At 41.9% G+C, this 19895-nt stretch carries 16 protein-coding genes and 1 other annotated feature; of the genes, 4 read left to right on the plus strand and 12 right to left on the minus strand.

What is annotated here, in order from left to right:
* Positions 1-95: 95 nt before the first annotated feature.
* A complete protein-coding gene (locus R2B72_RS04950; RefSeq protein ID WP_318615199.1) occupies positions 96-1325 on the minus strand; it encodes a folylpolyglutamate synthase/dihydrofolate synthase family protein in 1230 nt (409 codons plus the stop codon).
* Between the two features lie 61 nt (positions 1326-1386).
* Between R2B72_RS04950 and R2B72_RS04955 the strand changes: the two genes are divergently transcribed.
* The 4 genes from R2B72_RS04955 to R2B72_RS04970 all read left to right on the plus strand — a co-directional run bounded on the left by R2B72_RS04955 (position 1387) and on the right by R2B72_RS04970 (position 5859).
* Complete coding sequence (locus R2B72_RS04955) at positions 1387-2253, plus strand: RimK family alpha-L-glutamate ligase (RefSeq protein ID WP_318615201.1); 867 nt, start codon at positions 1387-1389, stop codon at positions 2251-2253.
* Positions 2250-3095, plus strand: a complete 846-nt coding sequence (locus tag R2B72_RS04960; protein WP_318615202.1) for an ATP-grasp domain-containing protein — start codon at positions 2250-2252, stop codon at positions 3093-3095. Before R2B72_RS04955 ends, R2B72_RS04960 begins: the two co-directional genes overlap by 4 nt.
* Before the next feature lie 559 nt (positions 3096-3654).
* Positions 3655-4446: a hypothetical protein gene (locus tag R2B72_RS04965; RefSeq protein ID WP_318615203.1), complete on the plus strand. Its 792-nt coding sequence runs from the start codon at positions 3655-3657 to the stop codon at positions 4444-4446.
* A 378-nt stretch (positions 4447-4824) separates the two neighbouring features.
* A complete protein-coding gene (locus R2B72_RS04970; protein ID WP_318615204.1) occupies positions 4825-5859 on the plus strand; it encodes an Rpn family recombination-promoting nuclease/putative transposase in 1035 nt (344 codons plus the stop codon).
* A 192-nt stretch (positions 5860-6051) separates the two neighbouring features.
* On the opposite strand, the gene R2B72_RS04975 is transcribed toward R2B72_RS04970, so the two are convergent.
* The 11 genes from R2B72_RS04975 to R2B72_RS05025 all read right to left on the minus strand — a co-directional run bounded on the left by R2B72_RS04975 (position 6052) and on the right by R2B72_RS05025 (position 19692).
* Entirely contained in the window at positions 6052-6762 is a 711-nt protein-coding gene (locus R2B72_RS04975) for a hypothetical protein (RefSeq protein ID WP_318615205.1), read from the minus strand.
* 517 nt (positions 6763-7279) lie between these two features.
* Positions 7280-9226 carry a hypothetical protein gene (locus R2B72_RS04980; RefSeq protein ID WP_318615206.1) on the minus strand — a complete coding sequence of 649 codons (1947 nt, stop codon included), beginning with the start codon at positions 9224-9226 and terminating at the stop codon, positions 7280-7282.
* Positions 9210-9683: a prepilin-type N-terminal cleavage/methylation domain-containing protein gene (locus R2B72_RS04985; protein ID WP_318615207.1), complete on the minus strand. Its 474-nt coding sequence runs from the start codon at positions 9681-9683 to the stop codon at positions 9210-9212. Before R2B72_RS04985 ends, R2B72_RS04980 begins: the two co-directional genes overlap by 17 nt.
* 12 nt (positions 9684-9695) lie before the next feature.
* Positions 9696-10118: a type II secretion system protein gene (locus tag R2B72_RS04990; RefSeq protein ID WP_318615208.1), complete on the minus strand. Its 423-nt coding sequence runs from the start codon at positions 10116-10118 to the stop codon at positions 9696-9698.
* Positions 10119-10365: 247 nt separating this feature from the next.
* Positions 10366-13011, minus strand: a complete 2646-nt coding sequence (locus R2B72_RS04995; RefSeq protein WP_318615210.1) for a valine--tRNA ligase — start codon at positions 13009-13011, stop codon at positions 10366-10368.
* A 46-nt stretch (positions 13012-13057) separates the two neighbouring features.
* Positions 13058-13304 (minus strand) — a binding site (T-box leader).
* A gap of 474 nt (positions 13305-13778) precedes the next feature.
* Complete coding sequence (locus tag R2B72_RS05000; protein ID WP_318615212.1) at positions 13779-14447, minus strand: hypothetical protein; 669 nt, start codon at positions 14445-14447, stop codon at positions 13779-13781.
* 331 nt (positions 14448-14778) lie between these two features.
* Positions 14779-16071 (minus strand): glutamate-1-semialdehyde 2,1-aminomutase, encoded by a 1293-nt coding sequence (gene hemL / locus R2B72_RS05005; RefSeq protein ID WP_318615213.1) that lies wholly within the window; start codon positions 16069-16071, stop codon positions 14779-14781.
* The gene (gene hemB, locus R2B72_RS05010; protein WP_318615215.1) at positions 16072-17052 is read right to left on the minus strand and encodes a porphobilinogen synthase; all 981 of its coding nucleotides are present in this window, start codon (positions 17050-17052) and stop codon (positions 16072-16074) included. It abuts the gene before it with no gap.
* A 2-nt stretch (positions 17053-17054) separates the two neighbouring features.
* Complete coding sequence (locus R2B72_RS05015) at positions 17055-17813, minus strand: uroporphyrinogen-III synthase (protein WP_318615216.1); 759 nt, start codon at positions 17811-17813, stop codon at positions 17055-17057.
* Complete coding sequence (gene hemC / locus R2B72_RS05020) at positions 17806-18735, minus strand: hydroxymethylbilane synthase (protein ID WP_318615217.1); 930 nt, start codon at positions 18733-18735, stop codon at positions 17806-17808. The genes R2B72_RS05015 and hemC overlap by 8 nt, the downstream gene beginning before the upstream one ends.
* A 126-nt stretch (positions 18736-18861) precedes the next feature.
* The gene (locus R2B72_RS05025; protein ID WP_318615219.1) at positions 18862-19692 is read right to left on the minus strand and encodes a cytochrome c biogenesis protein; all 831 of its coding nucleotides are present in this window, start codon (positions 19690-19692) and stop codon (positions 18862-18864) included.
* Positions 19693-19895: the final 203 nt, after the last annotated feature.

Below are 19895 nucleotides of genomic sequence, written 5' to 3' on the forward strand. Positions count from 1 at the left end.
ATCTCACCCCTAACTAAATAAGACTAATGAATCAGAAAAGATGGAATCTATATACAACTTAACAAACCTCAATCCATCTGTCACGATAAATTGCTTTAATTCGCCAGTTTACCGCAGTAGTTCATAAGTCCAGTTATCATATAGAGAGAACCGGTTACTACTTTCCTTATTTTCACATCTCTTAATAGTAGTATAGTATCATTGGAGTAATTTGTCATCTTTTTCTCTCCGGAATTGCAATATTCCATCAACCTATCCGCAGTTTCAGCTAGGGGATGCGGGAAGGTTACGAACGTAAAGCTTGCAGCCACGGGTATAAGTTCGTCCAATGTTTTCACAATGTCTTTGCCCTTTAACATCCCTATCACGAAATCCACTTTCTCTCCTGGGAACTCCTCTTGAATGGTTTCTTTTAACATTTTTGCTGCAGCCGGATTATGCGCACCGTCCACAAATACCCCCGCTGAGATTTCTTGAAAGCGAAATGACAGCTGTGTCGTTGCGACGGCCGTAGCTACTTGCTCTTCCTTCAGTTCAACGCCCGCCACAAGAAGTCCTTCAATAGCAACAGCCGCATTGATACCTTGATGAGGTCCTTTCATCTTCCTACCCTTCAACTGGAAAGTGCTTCGTCCTTTGAACACATCCTGACAATCTATCGTGAAATGTTCGTCGTATGTAAATCGTTCACTATTGTTGGCAGCTGCAACACGTTGGGCGACTGCTGACGCCTCTTCAGGAATTGAGCCTAAGACAACAGGTATCCCACTCTTAATAATCCCTGCTTTGTGCTCTGTAACCTCTTCCAACGTTTCCCCAAGAAAGGCAGTATGGTCAAGTGCAATCGAGGTAATGACCGACACAAGTGGCGTGACGACATTTGTACTGTCCAACTTTCCACCCATCCCTGTTTCAAGCAGGACATAATCAGGCGCGAACTGTCTAAACGACACCAACGCTGCGACTGTCAGCAATTCGAAGTCCGTCAGCATGCCGCTTAAACCCGCTTCTTTCATCAACTTAAATGCGTTATCTAAGTCCTCTTGCAAGATTGGTTGTCCATTCAGACGAATTTGATCATGGATATCAAGTAAAGCCGGCGAGGAAAAAACAGCCGTTGACAAACCATGTTGCCGAAGAATCCCTTCCATGAATGCAATCGTCGAACCCTTCCCATTGCTCCCCGCCACATGAATAATCGGCAAACCCTTTTCTGGATTCCCCATCTTTACGAGTGCTTGTTGTATTGCCTTTAGCCCCGGTTTTACAGCGTCATCACTGTCGATTTCCCATCGTTTTTTATATTCATCCATTTTTGGAATCACAGGTACCCCTCCATATGATAGAATCTACATAGGAAAAGTATATCATGGCTGGAGGTTCACAATGTTAAATTGTTGGGTAATTTATAATGGAAGCTTAACAAGCGATAAGTTTAAAGATCAGGCACAATTATTAAAGGAAGCTGCAGAACGCGCAGGTGTTCAAGCCAAACTTAAGAAAAATTTCGAAGTACTAATAGATTTAGATAAAGTGATTGAACAGCGTCCTCATTTCGTTGTTTTTTTAGATAAAGATATTTTACTTGCACAGTTTTTGAAAAATGCCGGGATTGCTGTCTTCAATGACCCTGACGTCATTGAAACTTGCGATAACAAAGCGAAACAATATTTACAATTAGCCGCCTCTGGTGTTCCAATGCCGGAAACAATCATTGCACCGAAAGTCTACCCCGCTTTTACCATTCGTGACTCTGGATACTATGAACGCGTGTTAGAGCGCCTTGGATTGCCCATGATCATCAAGGAAGGTCATGGTTCATTCGGCATGAAAGTGTATTTAATTGAAACGGAACAACAGTTTTATGACAAGACGGATGAGTTGCGTGGCGTTGACTATGTGTTCCAGAAGTTTATTGCCACAAGTCGAGGACGTGATATTCGGGTCAATATCGTTGGCGGTGAAATTGTTGCGGCGATGTATCGCTATTCCGAGACGGATTTCCGGGCTAACATTACCAATGGTGGTGTTGCATCTGAAGTTGAACTAACCGTGGCGCAACAAGCATTGGCGATACGTGCCGCTGAAGCCGTCAGCGCTGAGTTTGCAGGGGTCGATTTACTATTTGGAGAAAACGAAGAACCACTCGTCTGCGAAGTGAATGCAGCCGCACATATCCGCAATATCTACAACGTCACTGGCGTCAATGTAGCGGATGCGATGATGGCTTACATTTTGAGGAAACTCGGATGAAAGGTGCTATTTACTACTCGGAAAACGAGTCGGTCCGCAACCGGTTGTTTATCGATGATTTAATGAAAGAAGCGGAACAGATTAACATTGACCTTCGCCTAATTGTTGGAGATGAACAACCCGATGCAGATGTAGATTTCATCCTTTTTCGAGATCGCAATCCTGCGCTTGCCACAAAATTTGAGCGAGAAGGTTTTCGATTGTGTAACCGTGCTGAAGTCAACCGTATTGCCAATGACAAACTGAAATCATTTGAACTCGCTACCCTACTCGGTGTTGCGGCAGTGCCGACAAAAAAAGTGCAGCATATCAATCAGATTGATACATATCCCTGTGTCTTGAAAACGGTGGACGGGCATGGCGGTCAAGAAGTTACCCTTTGTACATCCGCGGCGCAAGTGGAAGCTTTCTTCACACAGTTCCACGACCATACCATCATTGTCCAACCGTACATCGAATCCGGAGCGCGTGATATCCGCGTTTTCATGATTGGCGAAGAAGTTATTGGAGCTGTCAAACGAACAGGCAACGGCTCATTCAAATCAAACTATACACTCGGTGGCTCTGTCGAAAAATATTCACTTGCCAGCTGGCAAGAACAAGAAGCTAAACGCATTGCCAAGGCACTGAACAGTGACTACATCGGCATCGATTTCATCTTACTACCCGACGGCAGATGGCTGTTCAACGAAATCGAAGACCCCGTAGGTGCGCGGTCGCTGTATACGACACATGATTTTTCGGTGGCAGGGAAATTGATGGGGGCTATCAAGGAAAGGCTTTCTTGTAAGACATTAGAAAGATTTATTAAACAGCCATCGCTAGCAAAAAGTGGTTTGTAGCGAACGTGGTCAATTCGATGAGTCGAAGGTCACAAAATGACGATAACTCCTCCAAATTGATCGATAACTTTGCGGAAATGATCGATATCCCTGGGCAATTGATCGATAATGACTTCGAAATGATCGATAACCTCCGGCAATTGATCGATAAGTTTCAAGTGGGATTTTTTGAGGATGGAAAGTAGTCTTTCGATGATCTATAAAGATGGGGCTGGCTAAAAAGTTAGTGCAAACTGACTTTTTGGACAGCTCCATTTTTGTTTTATTGTAGGTAGATCATTTCGGGATGCCAATAAATCTTGCCAGCTTTTCTGCCTATCCAAATACAAATAAAATACCCGAAGCGAAATCACACTCACATCGGGAATTCTGCCTCGGGCAACTTCATCTATTCAACTCTTGTAACATCTCAATGGCTTCCTTATCCAAATCAGTTACTATAATAATAACATCCATAAGCAATTCTTCTAACAATCGCAAAAACCAAAAACTTTTTTCACACATCTGTATCCTTTTCCGTCTCCCCTCTCTATATAACGTTTAAAAGGGGGACAACACAATGACGACTTACCTAGCAAACTACGCACACTTCACAAACAAGGATGATATGGATGAGGCAGTGGATCTCCACCTCTCGGCAAATCGGAACACTTTGAACAGCACTGACCGGGCTGTTCTCGATATGATCCGCCGTTATTCCGTGAAATACGGCGCCGCCCACTTGAAACACGAAACGATGGAAAAGGCCTTAGACAAATCCAACGCCACAATCCGTCGCACCATTCGCAAGTTGGAAGATAAAAATATCATCAAGCGTATCCATTACATTCGTCCAGTAATGAGCGGTCTAGGCGCCAACATTTACGTCATCAAACCTTTCAATGAGCAGGGGGAAATGAACAGCCGAGAAGACGCCGAAAAGCCTGTACCTATCGAGCCACAGCCGGTGAATTCAGAAGCCGAAGCATTATTTTCTAAATCTATAATAACTACTAAAGATCTTCATACAACGTCTCCTACGGAACAGTTATCAACAACACTTTTCGGGAGAATGAAGTCTCTTCTTTCTTCAACAATCGGAGAAATGGCAATAGCACGCAAAATTTTCAGCGTCTATCGCCAGCAATCATCTAGGATGCTATCCTTCAGCATCCATGCGGATAAAGATGAGCTATTTGAACAATTAGCGCTACAAGCACTTCATATTGCTGTTCAGGCTACGAAACAGAAAACGGTGAGGAATCTGCCTGGTTATTATTCAGGCGTATTAAGGGAGCTCATTGAGAAAGCTTTGTTTAGCAATGCTTTTTTGGAGTATGATGTGCCGGTGGAGTGGCTTTATAAATTGTAAATAGGGATGAGACATAGCGTCCAACACCACGGAGTATAGCAAATAACCCATTACAGAACAAAAATTCTAGTCAAGCGATACACATTTTGATACCAGTCACCCATACAATTTGAGAGAAAAAAATATTTTTTCCCCACCCCTCAACTTCAAATCTGAAATTTGGTTCGTATTTAAGGGGCAAATTTCAAATTTGAGGTGTTATTGATTTTTCAAAATGGCGTTATCGAAATGTGTATTCATTTATGACAGTTTTCTTTTATTTCCGACTGAGATATGGTGTAAAAAAGGAAAGAAGGGATTGATTTATAATGGCTAAGAAAAACGAAAGCACATCTAAATCATGGTATACTTCAACTATACAAGATGACGTGACATCCGATGAGTGAGCCGGCATTAAGAAGAATTCCACTGGAGAAATTCGTCGACCTAAAGGTAGATTATGCCTTCAAACAGTTATTTGGTAGTGAGAAAAACAAAGATATTACAGTCGTTTTTTTGAATGCCATTCTGAAGCGTTCAGGTCGTCAGGCCATTAAAGAAATCGCATTTGACAACTTAGAAATCGGCGGAGAATATCAAGACGATAAGCAGTCGAGATTAGATATTTTAGTCAAAACACAAGACAACGAATTCATAAACGTAGAAGTTCAATTGACCAATCAATATGATATGGTTAAACGAACATTATTCTATTGGTCTCGTGTATATAATTCACAGTTACAAAAAGGCATGGGCTACAATAAATTATTGCCGACAATAACTATTAATATTTGTAATTTCAATCTATTTGATCAAACAGATGCATTTCACAACATTTTCCACTTGTATGAACAGGAAGAAAAATTCAGAATGGATGACGTGTTGGAAATCCACTTCATTGAAATGAATAAATTTATTAAACAGTGGCATGCAAAAAAGTTGAACCCGTGGAATGATATTCTCGCCAGATGGCTGCTATTGCTCGGGATGGTGGACGGCAGAAATAAGAAAGTGTACAACGAAATTTTTCAGGAATTGGAGGAGCTTGCGATGAAGGATGAAAAGTTGCAGGATGCATTCGGGGTCTGGCAAGATCTTAGCCGGTCCAAGGAAGAAATATATGCCTACGAGGCCCGATTGAAGTATATCCTGGATGAAGAAGCCAAACTAGACGACGCTAGGTATTTGGCTGATAAAGAAGGTCGCCAAAAGGGACTTGAAGAAGGTCTTGAAAAAGGGCTTGAACAGGGACTTGAACAGGGTCTTGAACAAGGTCTTGAACAGGGTCTTGAAAAAGGTAAACTGTTAGAGAAAGAAGAAACTGTCAAGCGACTATTCAAATTATCCCTAACGGCAGAGCAAATTGTAGAAGCTACATCCTTAGATTCTGCAATAGTGGAACGCATTATCAAAGAGCTAAGTAGCAATAAATAATCCCCGGTACTAGTCACACAAGCGACCCGGATATTCCCAGGAAAAGAAACATAAAAATAACGAGCCATTCCCCATAAAATCGAAGAATGGCTCGTTATTTGTGTTCGATAATGAATCAACTATTATCAACCAGCAATCGATTCAATAATCGCTTTTACATTGAATGAGTGACTGGCACCCGAAATTTCCGGTTTACTTCAGACAAGCATTCTTCGAAAGCACCTTCAATCTTTCTAACAACTCATCTATCGAACTCAACCACCCATAATTATCAATCATTTCATAAATAGTCGATGGGGGCATTTCTTTATTCAACAAATCATTCGCTAAAATATTTGGATGAATCTCTGCCGCCATAAATAAAACATTGTTACGGCCATTTAAAAAATGACTAATCCCAATCAAATACTTTTCAATAAATTGCTGGACAAGCCCGCGATTACTCAGAAAGTCTGGATTGGATGCAACCTTTTGCTCAAGAAGTGTTTCCACATAAGATTTCTTTGTACTATTCTTTAAAGATGAAACAACAATAAAAACTTGATCAGCATCCACATCAAATAGCTCCTTGCTCATCTTCACAACATCATCAATCACCTCGTAAAACGAGTCACCCCTTCTATAACCTATATCCGTCATGTACTTCAGCGTTGCAAACACTTTTCCATGTATTGAAAAGGCAAACAAACCACCTTTTTTACTTCTTTCAATAATCAACCCAGGTATGTTTAACTGTTTAGCGAAAAATTTCTGAAGGGTAACTCCGCAGCTCGCTGAAACACTTCGAGAAGATTTTTTACTCCTCCCACTTTCAATCCTGATTATCTCTTCGTCACGATACACATGGACTAGCTTTTTAAACAAAGCGCTGCTATTATTATGTGATTGATTGGTGTTTTGCATCTACTTACACATCCTTTTTAAGTTTGGGTGACCGTACAACACAGCGTTTTGCAAGGGACAACCAGAAAAAGAACACACGGTGACAGGCACCTGAAATTAAGCCCGTCACAGTAAATGACTTGGGCTCCTTTTACTCTTTTGTTTGAATTAACACGTTTGTCGTGATAGTTTGAGTGACTGACACCTCAAATTAAGAAACACGTGAATTTACAGCCTTTTCTTTGCTGATAATATCCACATTTCCGATTAAGAACTTTTAAAATTCCAATTTCCTCATATCCATCTACTCTCTAAATATTACAATTATTCAAAGAGTACCATATAATAGTGCAGCCGTTTCTTAGTAAATTAATCGCTAAGACACGGCTGCACTATTGGTTGCGTTGACATTGTAAAATTGGTAACGATAATTTGAATAGCTTTCTTCAGTATGCGTTTCTTCAAGTTGAAAAAGCCCCGACTGATTGACTCAATTGGAGGCTTGCTAAAATTGTTTGACCACTGGCACCCGAAATTATTAATTGTAAAATACTTTTTCAAGGATGGGATCCTGCCAATTTATATTACCTGGTATTTGCGGAGTCTGTTGTTCGTCACCTATGGATATACTACATTTTTTCTCAAATTCATCTGCAGATAGTTTAATAACATTTGCACTATTATTGTTCGTATTGTTTAGGTAATAGATGGGGCTATTATCGGATTGAATAGATCTTATTTCCACATCTTTTGCACACAACTTTGAATTTTTGAGTTTCAAGGTATCTGAAGTGACAGTATCTGTATACACCGCAGTTTGTTCATCCAACTCTAAGTTTGTAGCATTCAGTGTGATTGCCTTTAGAATTGAGTTTCTAAATTTTCCACTATTTAAGGCGGTGACTGTTGCACCAACATTCACTTTAGAATTTTGCAATTCAAATTTTACAGGCGTATTATAATTCCCTTTTACACTTAAAATTGTATCATTTAAAGCGGAACCATTACCAGCTTCAAGATTCCCCCCCACAAAAATATTAGTATTATTCCTTGCTACGAAATTAACTGGAGTATTGTAGTTTCCTCCAATGCTTAGAATTACATTAGTTAAATCTGAGCTATTATGACCCGTCACATTACCGCCTATTGCAATTTGACTGTCTAAAGATTTAAATACAACGGGAGTATTATAGTTCCCTATTATTTTTAAAACAACATCCGTTAAATTAGATCCATTATTCGCCTCAACATTTTTCCCAATCAAAATTTCAGCTTTTTTGACATCCCAAATATTACTCGAATTTTTATAAGATCCACTTACTGCCAGATTCACTTCATTTAGCATAGAACCGTTTTTTGCCTCTAGATCTCCATTTAGTACATTTACATCAGATTTTATTATCTCAAGTAGTCCTCCTCCAATTTCATATGCTCCTCCTATTTTTATTTTTGAGTTTTGCAACAACGCTTTATTTGTTTTCATACTATTCACAATCTCCAGTTGGACATTGGTCATTATTAAACGAGGAGGGTTGGAACTACCCATATTATTTTTGATTTGAATCTTAGAATCATGTATTTCTATTAAACCGTAAGAACTCAGAGAATTAACAACTAGTTCACTATTATTCATTTTCATAGACGCAGGGGTTAAGTTATTTTGTATATTAATAAATGATGGTCCATTGATTTCAATAGCACCCCAAGAATTAACACTATCTTCTACATAAAGTTTCGACCGGGAAATGGTAAACATATCTTTACTTACTGAGTTTAAATAGCACTCTACTTCCCTAACGTCTTTTGTGTCAGCACAGCGATTGCTTGGTTTATTAATACCTGTGATTCGTATTGGTTCTCTCGGTCTTTCCGGTCCCTTAGGGATTAGAGGAATTGGTAAGCCATTTGAATTGCCACCATCTGTTATTCCACCTTGATTATTTCCCTCTTCTCCAGCTTGAATACTAGGTATAGTAAAAGCCAATTCAAACTTCATCAATTTATTTTCACTTCCATGTTGGCCTTCCACAGCTCCCACAAGTCTTAATTCTACATCTTTATTTGATAGCGTTTTCTCTTGAAATTCAGCTTGTGTAAGCTTATGACTGTAATCGCTGAACAAATCAATAGAATCTAAATTGAATTGACTAATCAAGTTTTCTAAATCGAGTTTTAAGTCCTCAATAATATCCCCTTGTATGCGATTGTAATCAATTGGATTCTCCTTATTTTGAACTGCCTCTTCAATTTTCTGTGTAACTTTAGCTTCCAATTGTACACTGTCATAAACTTTTTTAAATTGCCACGTGTAATAATCCAATCCTGCTTCCGCAGCAACAACAATTAAATTATTTTTATCTACTGTTCTCTCCTGTTTAGCGTTACTGAGAGCCCCCCTCATAAAAACAGTAGTAATAATCATGATGAATGTGATAGCAAATAGCACAATTAATAGCACATAACCCTTTTCACTTTGTTTCTCCATTCTGTCTATCTCCTTTCTCCGTTTTATATCGGGAAATTACAGTTGGTACCTCTATATATCTATTACTTACGGGAACTGTAACTTTAAAAGATGTAAGGTCAACATTCCTTTCGGTGGATCGAATCAACTCATCGTCTATCAAAGGTTGATAAGTAAAACCTTTACTAATCACGCCATTATAGGTATTTTGTTCTTCCCCTTGATCGTTCACACAATTTTTAATTTTAATTTCAGAGTTCGTAATGAATAGACTATATGTAAAACATTGACGATGGACTTGTTGCAAAGTGGTAATAATATAATTTGCTTCTTGTTGCAAACGTAAAGTTGACGTCTCAGCTATATTAAATCTGGAAGTGATTAAAATAGTTGTCCAAATAATGCCAGTCATTAGCATAAGGAGTATGAGGGTAACTAGCACTTCTACGAGTGTCATACCATATTCTTTTTTTCCCATTTGCCTCCTCCTCTATTTAAATTCTACATAACCAAAAGTTTCACTTATCATTTTTTTTTGTTTCATCACTTTAATGTGAATTTTATGCAAAACTTTTAGTTGATGTGAATCACTGCAATACTTATTGTCTGCTTTATAACAATCTATCTCAATTTCGTAGTCACCATTTACCTTATGATGTCTTTCATATTTATCCCCTTTATTAATAGCATAGCTTTCAAGCATTGATGGGGTATTTTTTAGATCTATTAATTCCCTCTTCGCAAGATTCATCGTCTCCAACTTTTCTCCCGTTTTCGCATTAAACAATGTCATTTGTGGGAAAACAGTCATGAATCCAATAAAAACGATACCTAATATGACCAACGCCGCCAACACCTCAACGAGTGTCAACCCACGTTCCCCCTTACACCTCACCATTTTAATTCTCTCCATCCCTATCATCCTTTTCATTCATGCTATTGGATTGTTGAATAATCGCTTGAAATTCATAGTGGTAAAGTATTTATCCCTAATCCTTTAATCCTATATAGAAAGCATATTACCGAATTTTTATAGACTCATATAATTCTATACTACCACAAACCCCCATTAATAATCAAAATAATATAATAATTATTCAGTTTTCGGGATAAAAAAGACCCAATCGTTATTTCCATGATTGGGTCTTTTTCTATTTGTATCAAATTTCCTTCAATTCTTGCATACGACGCTCAACTGCGGCGTATTTTTCAAGATAGTCCTTTTCTTTCGCACGTTCTTCAGCTACGACAGCTTCAGGTGCTTTGGACATGAAGCGTTCGTTGGCTAGTTTGCCTTGGACGCGTTTGACTTCTCCTTGCCATTTTGCTAACTCTTTTGTTAAACGGGCAAGTTCTTCATCGATATTCAATAGTCCTTCAAGTGGCAAGAATAATTCTGCCCCTGTGACGACTGCTGACATCGATTTGCCAGGTGCTGCGATGCCATTGCCGAGTGTTAGTGTCTCCGGGTTACAGAAGCGTTCGATGTAGCCACGGTTAGCTTCTAGTACAGCAACGGTTGCGTCATCTTTCGCCGCAATATACAACGGGACTTTTTTACTCATCGGTGTATTCACTTCGGCACGGATATTGCGCACGGCACGAATAATGTCCATCAATAATTTCATATCTGTTGCACGTGATTCGTCTGTCAGTGCTGCATTGGCAACTGGCCATGCTGCTACTGTAATAGACTCCCCTTCATGCGGCAAGTTCTGCCAGATTTCTTCTGTGATGAACGGCATGAATGGGTGTAATAAACGCATTGTATTGTCGAGAACATAAGCGAGAACAGAGCGTGTCATTTTCTTCGCTGTTTCATCTTCCCCATACAACGGCAGCTTCGCCATTTCAATATACCAGTCACAGAAATCATCCCAGATGAAGTTATACAAGGCACGGCCGACTTCGCCGAACTCGTAGCGCTCCGCTAATTTCGTTACTTGATCAATGGTTTCATTCAAACGCGTTAAAATCCATGCATCCGCAGCAGATTTTTCACCTGACAAATCAATCTCTTCATATGTCATGCCATCCATATTCATCAAAGCGAAACGAGAAGCATTCCAGATTTTATTGGCAAAGTTCCAAATGGATTCTACCTTTTCTGTTGAGTAGCGAAGATCCTGCCCTGGTGATGAACCCGTTGATAAGAAATAACGCAGTGCATCCGCACCGTATTTGTCAATGACATCCATTGGGTCAATACCATTGCCAAGCGATTTGGACATTTTGCGACCATCTTCCGCACGTACCAAGCCGTGAATCAAGACATCTTTAAATGGGCGTTGTTCTGTAAATTCGATGCCTTGGAAAATCATCCGGGATACCCAGAAGAAAATGATGTCATAGCCCGTAACGAGCGCATCTGTTGGGTAGTAGCGTTTGAATTCCTCGTTATCTACATCCGGCCAGCCCAATGTTGAGAATGGCCATAGCGCAGAGGAGAACCATGTATCGAGTACGTCATTGTCCTGTGTCCAGTTTTCGACGTCCGCCGGCGCTTCGTGTCCGACATGTACTTCGCCCGTTTCGTTATGATACCAAGCTGGAATACGATGGCCCCACCAAAGTTGGCGAGAAATACACCAGTCATGCACGTTTTCCATCCATTGCAAATACGTGTGCTCGAAACGCTCAGGGACGAAATTGACTTTACCTTCTGTTTGTTGCAGTTTAACCGCTTCATCGGACAGCGTCTGCATTCTGACAAACCATTGTGTCGACAAATACGGCTCAACAACAGCACCACTTCGCTCTGAGTGACCCACGGAGTGCAAATGATCTTCGATTTCGAATAAAACACCCATATCTTGTAGGTCTTTAACAATTGCTTTACGGCATTCGAAACGGTCCATTCCTTCGTATTTACCCGCTAACTTGTTCATAGAACCGTCTTCGTTCATAACCAAAACACGCGCTAGGTTATGGCGGTTACCGATTTCAAAGTCGTTCGGGTCATGCGCAGGTGTAATTTTCACTGCCCCACTTCCGAATTCCATGTCGACATAATCGTCTCCAACAATCGGAATTTCACGGCCGACGATTGGTAGTCGAACTGTTTTGCCGATTAAATGCTTGTAGCGCTCATCTTCAGGGTGTACCGCAACCGCCGTATCACCTAACATCGTTTCTGGGCGTGTCGTCGCAATTTCGATATTGCCCGTGCCATCTGTTAGTGGATAGCGCATATGATAGAAGGCACCCTGCACATCTTTGTGGATTACTTCGATGTCAGAAATAGCCGTTTTCGTCGCCGGGTCCCAGTTGATAATATATTCGCCACGGTAAATCAGGTCTTTTTCGTACAGTTTGACGAATACTTCCTGAACAGCTTTTGACAGTCCTTCATCCAATGTGAAACGTTCACGTGAATAATCAAGGCCTAGACCCAATTTGCCCCATTGTGCGCGGATATGGCCAGCATATTCTTCTTTCCATTTCCATGTTTCTTCAACAAATTTTTCACGGCCTAGATCATAGCGTGTAACACCTTCTTCACGCAATTTTGCTTCAACACGTGCCTGCGTGGCAATCCCTGCATGGTCCATTCCCGGCAGCCATAATGCGTCATACCCTTGCATACGCTTCATGCGTGTTAGGATATCTTGTAGCGTTGTATCCCATGCATGGCCGAGGTGAAGTTTTCCTGTTACGTTCGGCGGTGGAATTACGATTGTATACGGTTTTTTATCGCTTTCGGGTTGCGCTTCAAAAAATTTCCCTTTTAGCCACCATTCATAACGGCCTGATTCGATTGACTGTGGATCATATTTTGTCGGCATCGACAAGTTTTCATTTGACATAGTATTTCCTCCTTTGTTTTTGGACAACAAAAAAACTCCATTCGTCTTAAAGGACGAAGGAGCTGTTCGCGGTACCACCTTTATTCGTGCACACCAAAGAACTTGTGCACCTCACACTTCGATAACGGCTTCAAACCGGTTTCTGCTACTGATCGTCGATTTTCTAACGAAAACGACCTGTTCCCAGAAACTGCTCACGGGTGACATTCGGTCAATCGATTACAGGGCCTCTCACCACCGGCACCCTCTCTGGAGCAATCAAATTCACTTACTATCCCGTTCATTGCATCAATATATAGTTGCTTATATTGTAGCGGAATAGTAAGTTGCACGTCAAGTAAATTATCAATTACGCCTCGGCGTAATTGCGTCCAGATTTTGAATCGAGCTTGAGGCCAGCACGATGCTGGTCATGCAACAATTGCCGCAGGATGCGGCGAACTAAGGTTGCCTTCTTAACTCCCTACAAAATCTGTGACATCCGCCGGAGGCTTCATCTTTGTTCAGCCGGCGTCTAAACGCTTCCTAAACAGGATATAAAACTGCGGTCATTTCTCCCCTAAAGAGGTGAGAAATGACTGCTGAATAAAAGATGAAAGGATTGTGTGATGAGAAAAGGTTATAATCCCTATTTACTGCCGCCTTGGCTACGGAAGTGTCGTTTTTATTGCAAAGGAATCATTATCCCAATCTGTGTTTTTCAACTGATTCGTCTGTTAATCGTCCCAACGACTGGCGATTTCCTACTATTATGCTTACTTTGCGGATTAGCTTTCATTTTTCACAAAAACATCATTTGAACGGAAAGTCGTTGTGGAAATCCCATCTTCCAGCCCTGCAATGAATGCCAGCGCTTCGTCCATCTCGTTGCTTGAAGTGCTGGCTTGTGTTGCAATCGGGGTAACCACTGCGACAACAGCTTCAGCATCCTCGATTTCGACGCCATCTACCATAGCCGTCATTAACGAATCATCCACTTCTTCTACATACTCTAGCTCTTCTGCCAACACGACAGTGTCATATTCGTCCAGTTGCGCAACGCCCTCTGCGTACGAGCACTCGACATCCCAAACAACACTAAAAGAGCCTTGTCCGTCTAATTCGATGGATGCGGCAGTCGTAACAACCTCGAGCGGAGTAACTACTTCCGGCGGCAAAACAATATGGAGTGGCACTGCATATTCAAAATAGCCAGCTTCCCCTTGTATATCAACATCGTCAATAAAGATTGCTGAATCAAAAAGTTCTTCAGCCCTCTGTCCTTCATCAAACACGACATTTGCCGCGATATGATAAATACCTGTTAACCGAACCGCATCCTCCGTCCGCTCTTCCGTATACCCCGGCGTCACTTGCAAAAATGCTGCCCCAACTGGTAAACCCGCTTCTACCGGGAAAATAAAATCCTCTTGCATCGTCCACTGCTTCTTCTCCATTATCGTTCCCTCCTCTATTCCTACACAAATAATTGTATGCATGGAATGGGGGGGATAGAAGGACGGAAATTAAACAATAAATGCCAAAGCTGAACCCGAAATTGCATCTTTCCGATTCTAATTGCAACTTCGCACTTTTAATTGCAACTTTCTAATTCTAATTGCAACTTCGCACTTTTAATTGCAACTCCGAATTTCTAATTGCAAACCGGACAACGAAGAGTCTGGTTTGTATAATTTCTGCGTCCTTTGCAGAAATTATACAAGGATGCCCAAGCTGAACCCGAAATCACAAATATCCCCCGACCAGTAACAATCGAGGGATAGTGGTTCAACTATTTAATTTTGCAAACACCGTATGGAACGCTTCCACCGTTTTAGCAATATGCTCTTCGGTATGCGCAGTTGACAAGAACATCCCTTCGAATTGGGATGGTGGTAAGAAGATACCCTCTTCTGCCATCAAACGATAATACTCTGCAAACATGCCAAGATCAGATGTTTTCGCTTTATCATAATCCGTTACTTTATCATTCGTAAAGAAGAAGCCAATCATTGAGCCCGCGCGGTTCACAGTATGCGGAATATCGTACTTCTCTGCTGCTGCACGGAAACCAGCTTCAAGCTGATCGCCCAATTTCATGAAATAATCGTACGATGCAGGGGTTAACTTTTTCAATGTTTCAATACCCGCTGTCATTGCCAGTGGATTCCCCGACAATGTTCCTGCTTGATAAACCGTTCCCGCAGGTGCGATATTTTCCATAATTTCGCGCTTCCCACCGTATGCACCAACAGGCAGTCCACCACCAATTACTTTGCCAAGACATGTCAAATCAGGTGTTACACCAAAATGGCCTTGTGCACAATTGTATCCTACGCGGAAGCCCGTCATCACTTCATCGAAAATAAGAAGCGTGCCATTTTGCTCCGTTAGTTCACGCAGACCCTCTAGGAAACCTGGTTCTGGTGGGACAACTCCCATATTACCAGCCACCGGTTCCACAATAATCGCTGCTAAGTCATCACCGAATTCATCAAAAACAGCTTTGACGCTCTCCAGATCATTATAAGCCACTGTAATGGTGTTTTTCGCAACCGATTCCGGTACACCTGGGCTATCTGGTAAACCAAGCGTTGCAACGCCAGAGCCTGCTTTAATGAGCAATGAGTCGCCGTGTCCATGGTAACAACCTTCGAACTTCAAGATTTTATCGCGACCGGTAAAGCCACGCGCTAAACGTAGTGCGCTCATTGTCGCTTCTGTTCCCGATGACACCATACGTACCATTTCAATCGACGGCACACGGTCAATCACGAGCTTCGCTAGTTCATTCTCCGCTAACGTTGGTGCACCAAAGCTTGTGCCCGTTTCCGCGACACGCTGGATGCCGGCAACAACATCTGGATCTGTATGTCCTAAAATTAGGGGCCCCCATGATAGTACGTAGTCAATGTATTCATTGCCATCAATATCTGTAATCATCGCGCCTTTGCCACTTGCCATGAAAATCGGGTCCATATTGACCGATTTGAACGCACGAACAGGTGAGTTCACGCCGCCTGGCAATAAATCCACCGCTTCTGTAAATGCTTGTTTCGACAACTCATAATTTCTTCCCATTTAGTTCTCCCCCAGCCAGCGTGCCGCGTCTTTGGCATGGTACGTCAGAATCAGATCCGCACCTGCACGCTTCATACTTGTCAACGTTTCAAGAACGACTTTCTTTTCGTCAATCCAATCATTTTGAGCAGCTGCCTTCACCATGGCATACTCACCACTCACATTATAAGCCACAATCGGTAACACAAAATTATTTTTTACATCACGAATGATATCCAAATACGACAGTGCCGGTTTGACGATTAAGAAATCCGCACCTTCTGCTACATCAGACTCCGCTTCGCGCATGGCTTCCAGACGGTTCGCCGGGTCCATTTGATACGTTTTGCGATCGCCGAACTGCGGTGCAGATCCTGCCGCTTCACGGAACGGCCCATAATAAGCAGAAGCGTACTTCACAGCATAAGACATAATTGGAATATCTATAAATCCAGCGGCATCCAATGCTTGACGAATCGCGACGACAAAGCCATCCATCATATTGGACGGCGCAATAATATCCGCACCTGCTTGCGCCTGGCTAACTGCTGTTCGTGCCAATAAATCCAGTGATGGGTCATTCAGCACTTTGTCACCTTCCACAACCCCACAATGTCCGTGGTCTGTGTATTCACAAAGACAAGTATCCGCAATGACAATCAATTCTGGATGACGTTCTTTGACAAAACGAGTCGCCTGTTGGACGATACCATGGTCATGATAAGCGCCCGTACCCGTCGCATCCTTGTCTACTGGAACACCGAACAAAATAACCGCAGGAATCCCGAGTGCAACAACTTCATCGATTTCAATGGCTAGTTGATCCAACGAAAATTGAAAAACCCCTGGCATCGAAGACACTGGATTTTTTTGATTTTCCCCTTCCACAACAAATAGCGGATAAATGAAATCTTCTTTCTGCAAGACCGTTTCTCTCACCATGGCACGTAATGTAGCCGAATTGCGTAAACGCCTGTTACGTTTGAATTGTAAGTTTTCCATGATTACCCTTCCTTCCGTCCCGCCAATTTCTCGACGAGATCCATCAATGTATATGTATCAGGCCTAACATGCACCGGAGCCCCTCGTTCAACAAGCGCTTGCTCCGTTACATGACCAATCGCCGCTATCGTATACCCATCCCAACCTACCTGCGGGACAACTTCCTCCGCAAATACATTCACCGCCGAAGGACTTGCGAACAAGACCGACAATTGCTTGCTGTTTTGCAATAAATTAACAAGTGAGCCAATTGAATCATAGACCCGTTCCGTTGCATAAACCGTCCATTCATCCACTTCAAAAGGCAATTCTTCTTTAATTGTCGCGCCGGCAATGGAACCACGCAGGAATAAGACACGGCGAATAGCTAGTTCAGTCGGTTTAAATTCCTTAACAAAGACATCTGCGCTAAACACAGTGGGGATAAAATCAACAGTGAAGCCAAGCTTTTCTAGCGCCTCAGCCGTTCGAGTACCGACTGCTGCAATTTTTGACGCAATGGATGCTGCTGAAAAATTGTGACGCGCTAACTTTGCTCCAAATGCAGCCACCGCGCTTTGACTCGTGAAAATGAGCCAGTCGTACGTTGGACAAGCATTTAAACGTAGTTCATCCGTCGATTCCAGTACCTCTGCCACTTGAATTAATGGTAATGAAACCGGCACACCGCCGTACTGCTCGACTCGCTTAAAAACATCTTGCGACTTCGGTGTTCCTGTAAAAATGACCGTCTCCCCTAGCAGTGGTTGACCGTTACGCATCCATTTCCGCCTTCACTTTCTCAATCACTGCAGAAGCCCCTTGTGCGCGTAAAATCTTGGCAACTTCCTTACCCGCTTCGATAGGATCAGCACCTACGAAAGACTGCTTGAAAATTTGAGTTGCATCAGGAGAAGCGATGTAGCCTGTCAATTCAAGATTTTCACCGTCATATTCCGCAAAGCCCGCAATCGGCACTTGGCACGAACCGTCCATTTCCGACAAGAATGTGCGCTCTGCTTCAACTTCTTTCCATGTTTTATCATCGGAAATTTTCGCCAGTTCCGCAAGCAATTCCGCATCATCTGCACGACATTCAATAGCTAGCGCACCTTGACCGACTGCTGGAATACAATCTTCCACAGACATCAATTCCGTTGCGACATCTTCACTCCAGCCAAGACGTTTCATCCCCGCAGCGGCAAGGAGAATCGCATCGTATTCACCATCATGCAACTTTTGCAAGCGAGTATCGATATTGCCACGAATCCATTTGATTTCAAGATCAGGACGCAGAAGTAGTAACTGTGAACTACGGCGTAAACTCGACGTCCCCACAACAGCCCCTACTGGCAAGTCCATAAACTTCACATGACCGTTAGATATAAAGGCATCACGCGCATCTTCACGTGGAGGAATACAGCCGATGACAAGGCCTTCAGGAAGGACAGCCGGCATATCTTTCATACTGTGGACAGCAAAATCAATTTCTTTATTATAAAGTGCTTGCTCAATTTCTTTGACGAAAAGCCCTTTACCGCCTACTTTGGACAGCATAACATCAAGAATTTGGTCCCCTTTTGTCACAATTTCCTTCACTTCAAACTCAAACGGCACTCTCGCCGCTATCAGTTGATCAATAAACCAGTTTGTTTGCGTCAATGCTAATTTACTTCTTCTTGAACCTACGATAATTTTTCTCATATACTTTCAATCCAACCTTTCATAGTGACGACTCTTTCCGCTTCATCTTAATCAAATACGCAAAAAAAATCTGTGGCATCCTCCGGAGGATCTAACTGAATATAGCCTGGGTTCGGTTATATTCAGTTAGATCCAAAAATGGAACGCAGATAACTTACTTGCTAGGAAAAAATTAATAATAACAAAAAGAAATGCGAAGATATTCGCCCATGCAAAATCGTTTCCTGTCAGCTTACCACTCCGTTGCAAAAATAATACAGAGCCATAAATGGCAAGAAGGAAAAATGAGCCGACAATTTTCATATCAAAAAATGACCATTCATCTAGCGCGACCTGTGCCCACTGCATGCCTAAAATAAGGCTTACTAACAATAAAGGAATGCCTGTGTAGACAGAAGCCTTCATGCCTGTCATTGATTGATGAAGCGACGGCAGTCGATTAAATTGCTTCGACCATTTCTTTTTCTTCAGAATTTTATAGACGAGAAGATAGAGAATGGCAAAGACAAAGGACATTGAAAATGCCGTATATGACAAAATGGCAAACGTAATATGGATGAATAACAGCTCCGAAACAAGCGTATCCCCGATTGGCGACTGCGCGATTTGCATAGGTGCGAATGTATGTATCGTCATGAAACAAAAGCCGATAACATTTAAGAAAAAGACAACATGATCGATTTTGTAAAACAAATGCAAAACAATTGACAGTGTAATCAGCAACCATGCATAAAAGTAAATCCCCTCAAATAGGGATAAAATCGGAAATCGCTTTGTTTCAATCATAAACGCTACCAAAAAAATCGTTTGCAAAACGTAAACCACAGACAAAATCCAAAAAGCACTCCGGTGTGCAATCTTATCTTTATTCAAATAATCTATAAAATAAAAGACGAGGCTCACTGCGTATAAGACAACTATTACTTCATGCAGCCTCGCCATCGTCATATCGACCATGATGCCTTCTCTGCCTTTCTAAATCAATCACGCCCCGGTGTGATTGCGTCCGGATTTTTTCGAGCTTGAGGCCTACAGAGGGGAAGGATTGAACTGCATCCTTCCTTGTAGGTCATGCAGGCGTTGCGAATCGAACTGCGAAGTGTTCGATTTTCCGTATTTCTGCGTTCTTTGCGGAAATTAAGGCACTCTTTCGGACGTCG

Origin of the sequence: Sporosarcina sp. YIM B06819, from assembly GCF_033485175.1 — a bacterium.
Lineage (GTDB): Bacteria > Bacillota > Bacilli > Bacillales_A > Planococcaceae > Sporosarcina.

Excerpts from the sequence above, each read along its gene's own strand:
- R2B72_RS04955 (WP_318615201.1), top strand. The coding sequence starts at position 1,387 with ATGTTAAATTGTTGGGTAATTTATAATGGAAGCTTAACAAGCGATAAG.
- R2B72_RS04960 (WP_318615202.1), top strand. The coding sequence starts at position 2,250 with ATGAAAGGTGCTATTTACTACTCGGAAAACGAGTCGGTCCGCAACCGG.
- R2B72_RS04965 (WP_318615203.1), top strand. The coding sequence starts at position 3,655 with ATGACGACTTACCTAGCAAACTACGCACACTTCACAAACAAGGATGAT.
- R2B72_RS04970 (WP_318615204.1), top strand. The coding sequence starts at position 4,825 with ATGAGTGAGCCGGCATTAAGAAGAATTCCACTGGAGAAATTCGTCGAC.
- R2B72_RS04975 (WP_318615205.1), bottom strand. The coding sequence starts at position 6,762 with ATGCAAAACACCAATCAATCACATAATAATAGCAGCGCTTTGTTTAAA.
- R2B72_RS04980 (WP_318615206.1), bottom strand. The coding sequence starts at position 9,226 with ATGGAGAAACAAAGTGAAAAGGGTTATGTGCTATTAATTGTGCTATTT.
- R2B72_RS04985 (WP_318615207.1), bottom strand. The coding sequence starts at position 9,683 with ATGGGAAAAAAAGAATATGGTATGACACTCGTAGAAGTGCTAGTTACC.
- R2B72_RS04990 (WP_318615208.1), bottom strand. The coding sequence starts at position 10,118 with ATGGAGAGAATTAAAATGGTGAGGTGTAAGGGGGAACGTGGGTTGACA.
- R2B72_RS04995 (WP_318615210.1), bottom strand. The coding sequence starts at position 13,011 with ATGTCAAATGAAAACTTGTCGATGCCGACAAAATATGATCCACAGTCA.
- R2B72_RS05000 (WP_318615212.1), bottom strand. The coding sequence starts at position 14,447 with ATGGAGAAGAAGCAGTGGACGATGCAAGAGGATTTTATTTTCCCGGTA.
- hemL (WP_318615213.1), bottom strand. The coding sequence starts at position 16,071 with ATGGGAAGAAATTATGAGTTGTCGAAACAAGCATTTACAGAAGCGGTG.
- hemB (WP_318615215.1), bottom strand. The coding sequence starts at position 17,052 with ATGGAAAACTTACAATTCAAACGTAACAGGCGTTTACGCAATTCGGCT.
- R2B72_RS05015 (WP_318615216.1), bottom strand. The coding sequence starts at position 17,813 with ATGCGTAACGGTCAACCACTGCTAGGGGAGACGGTCATTTTTACAGGA.
- hemC (WP_318615217.1), bottom strand. The coding sequence starts at position 18,735 with ATGAGAAAAATTATCGTAGGTTCAAGAAGAAGTAAATTAGCATTGACG.
- R2B72_RS05025 (WP_318615219.1), bottom strand. The coding sequence starts at position 19,692 with ATGGTCGATATGACGATGGCGAGGCTGCATGAAGTAATAGTTGTCTTA.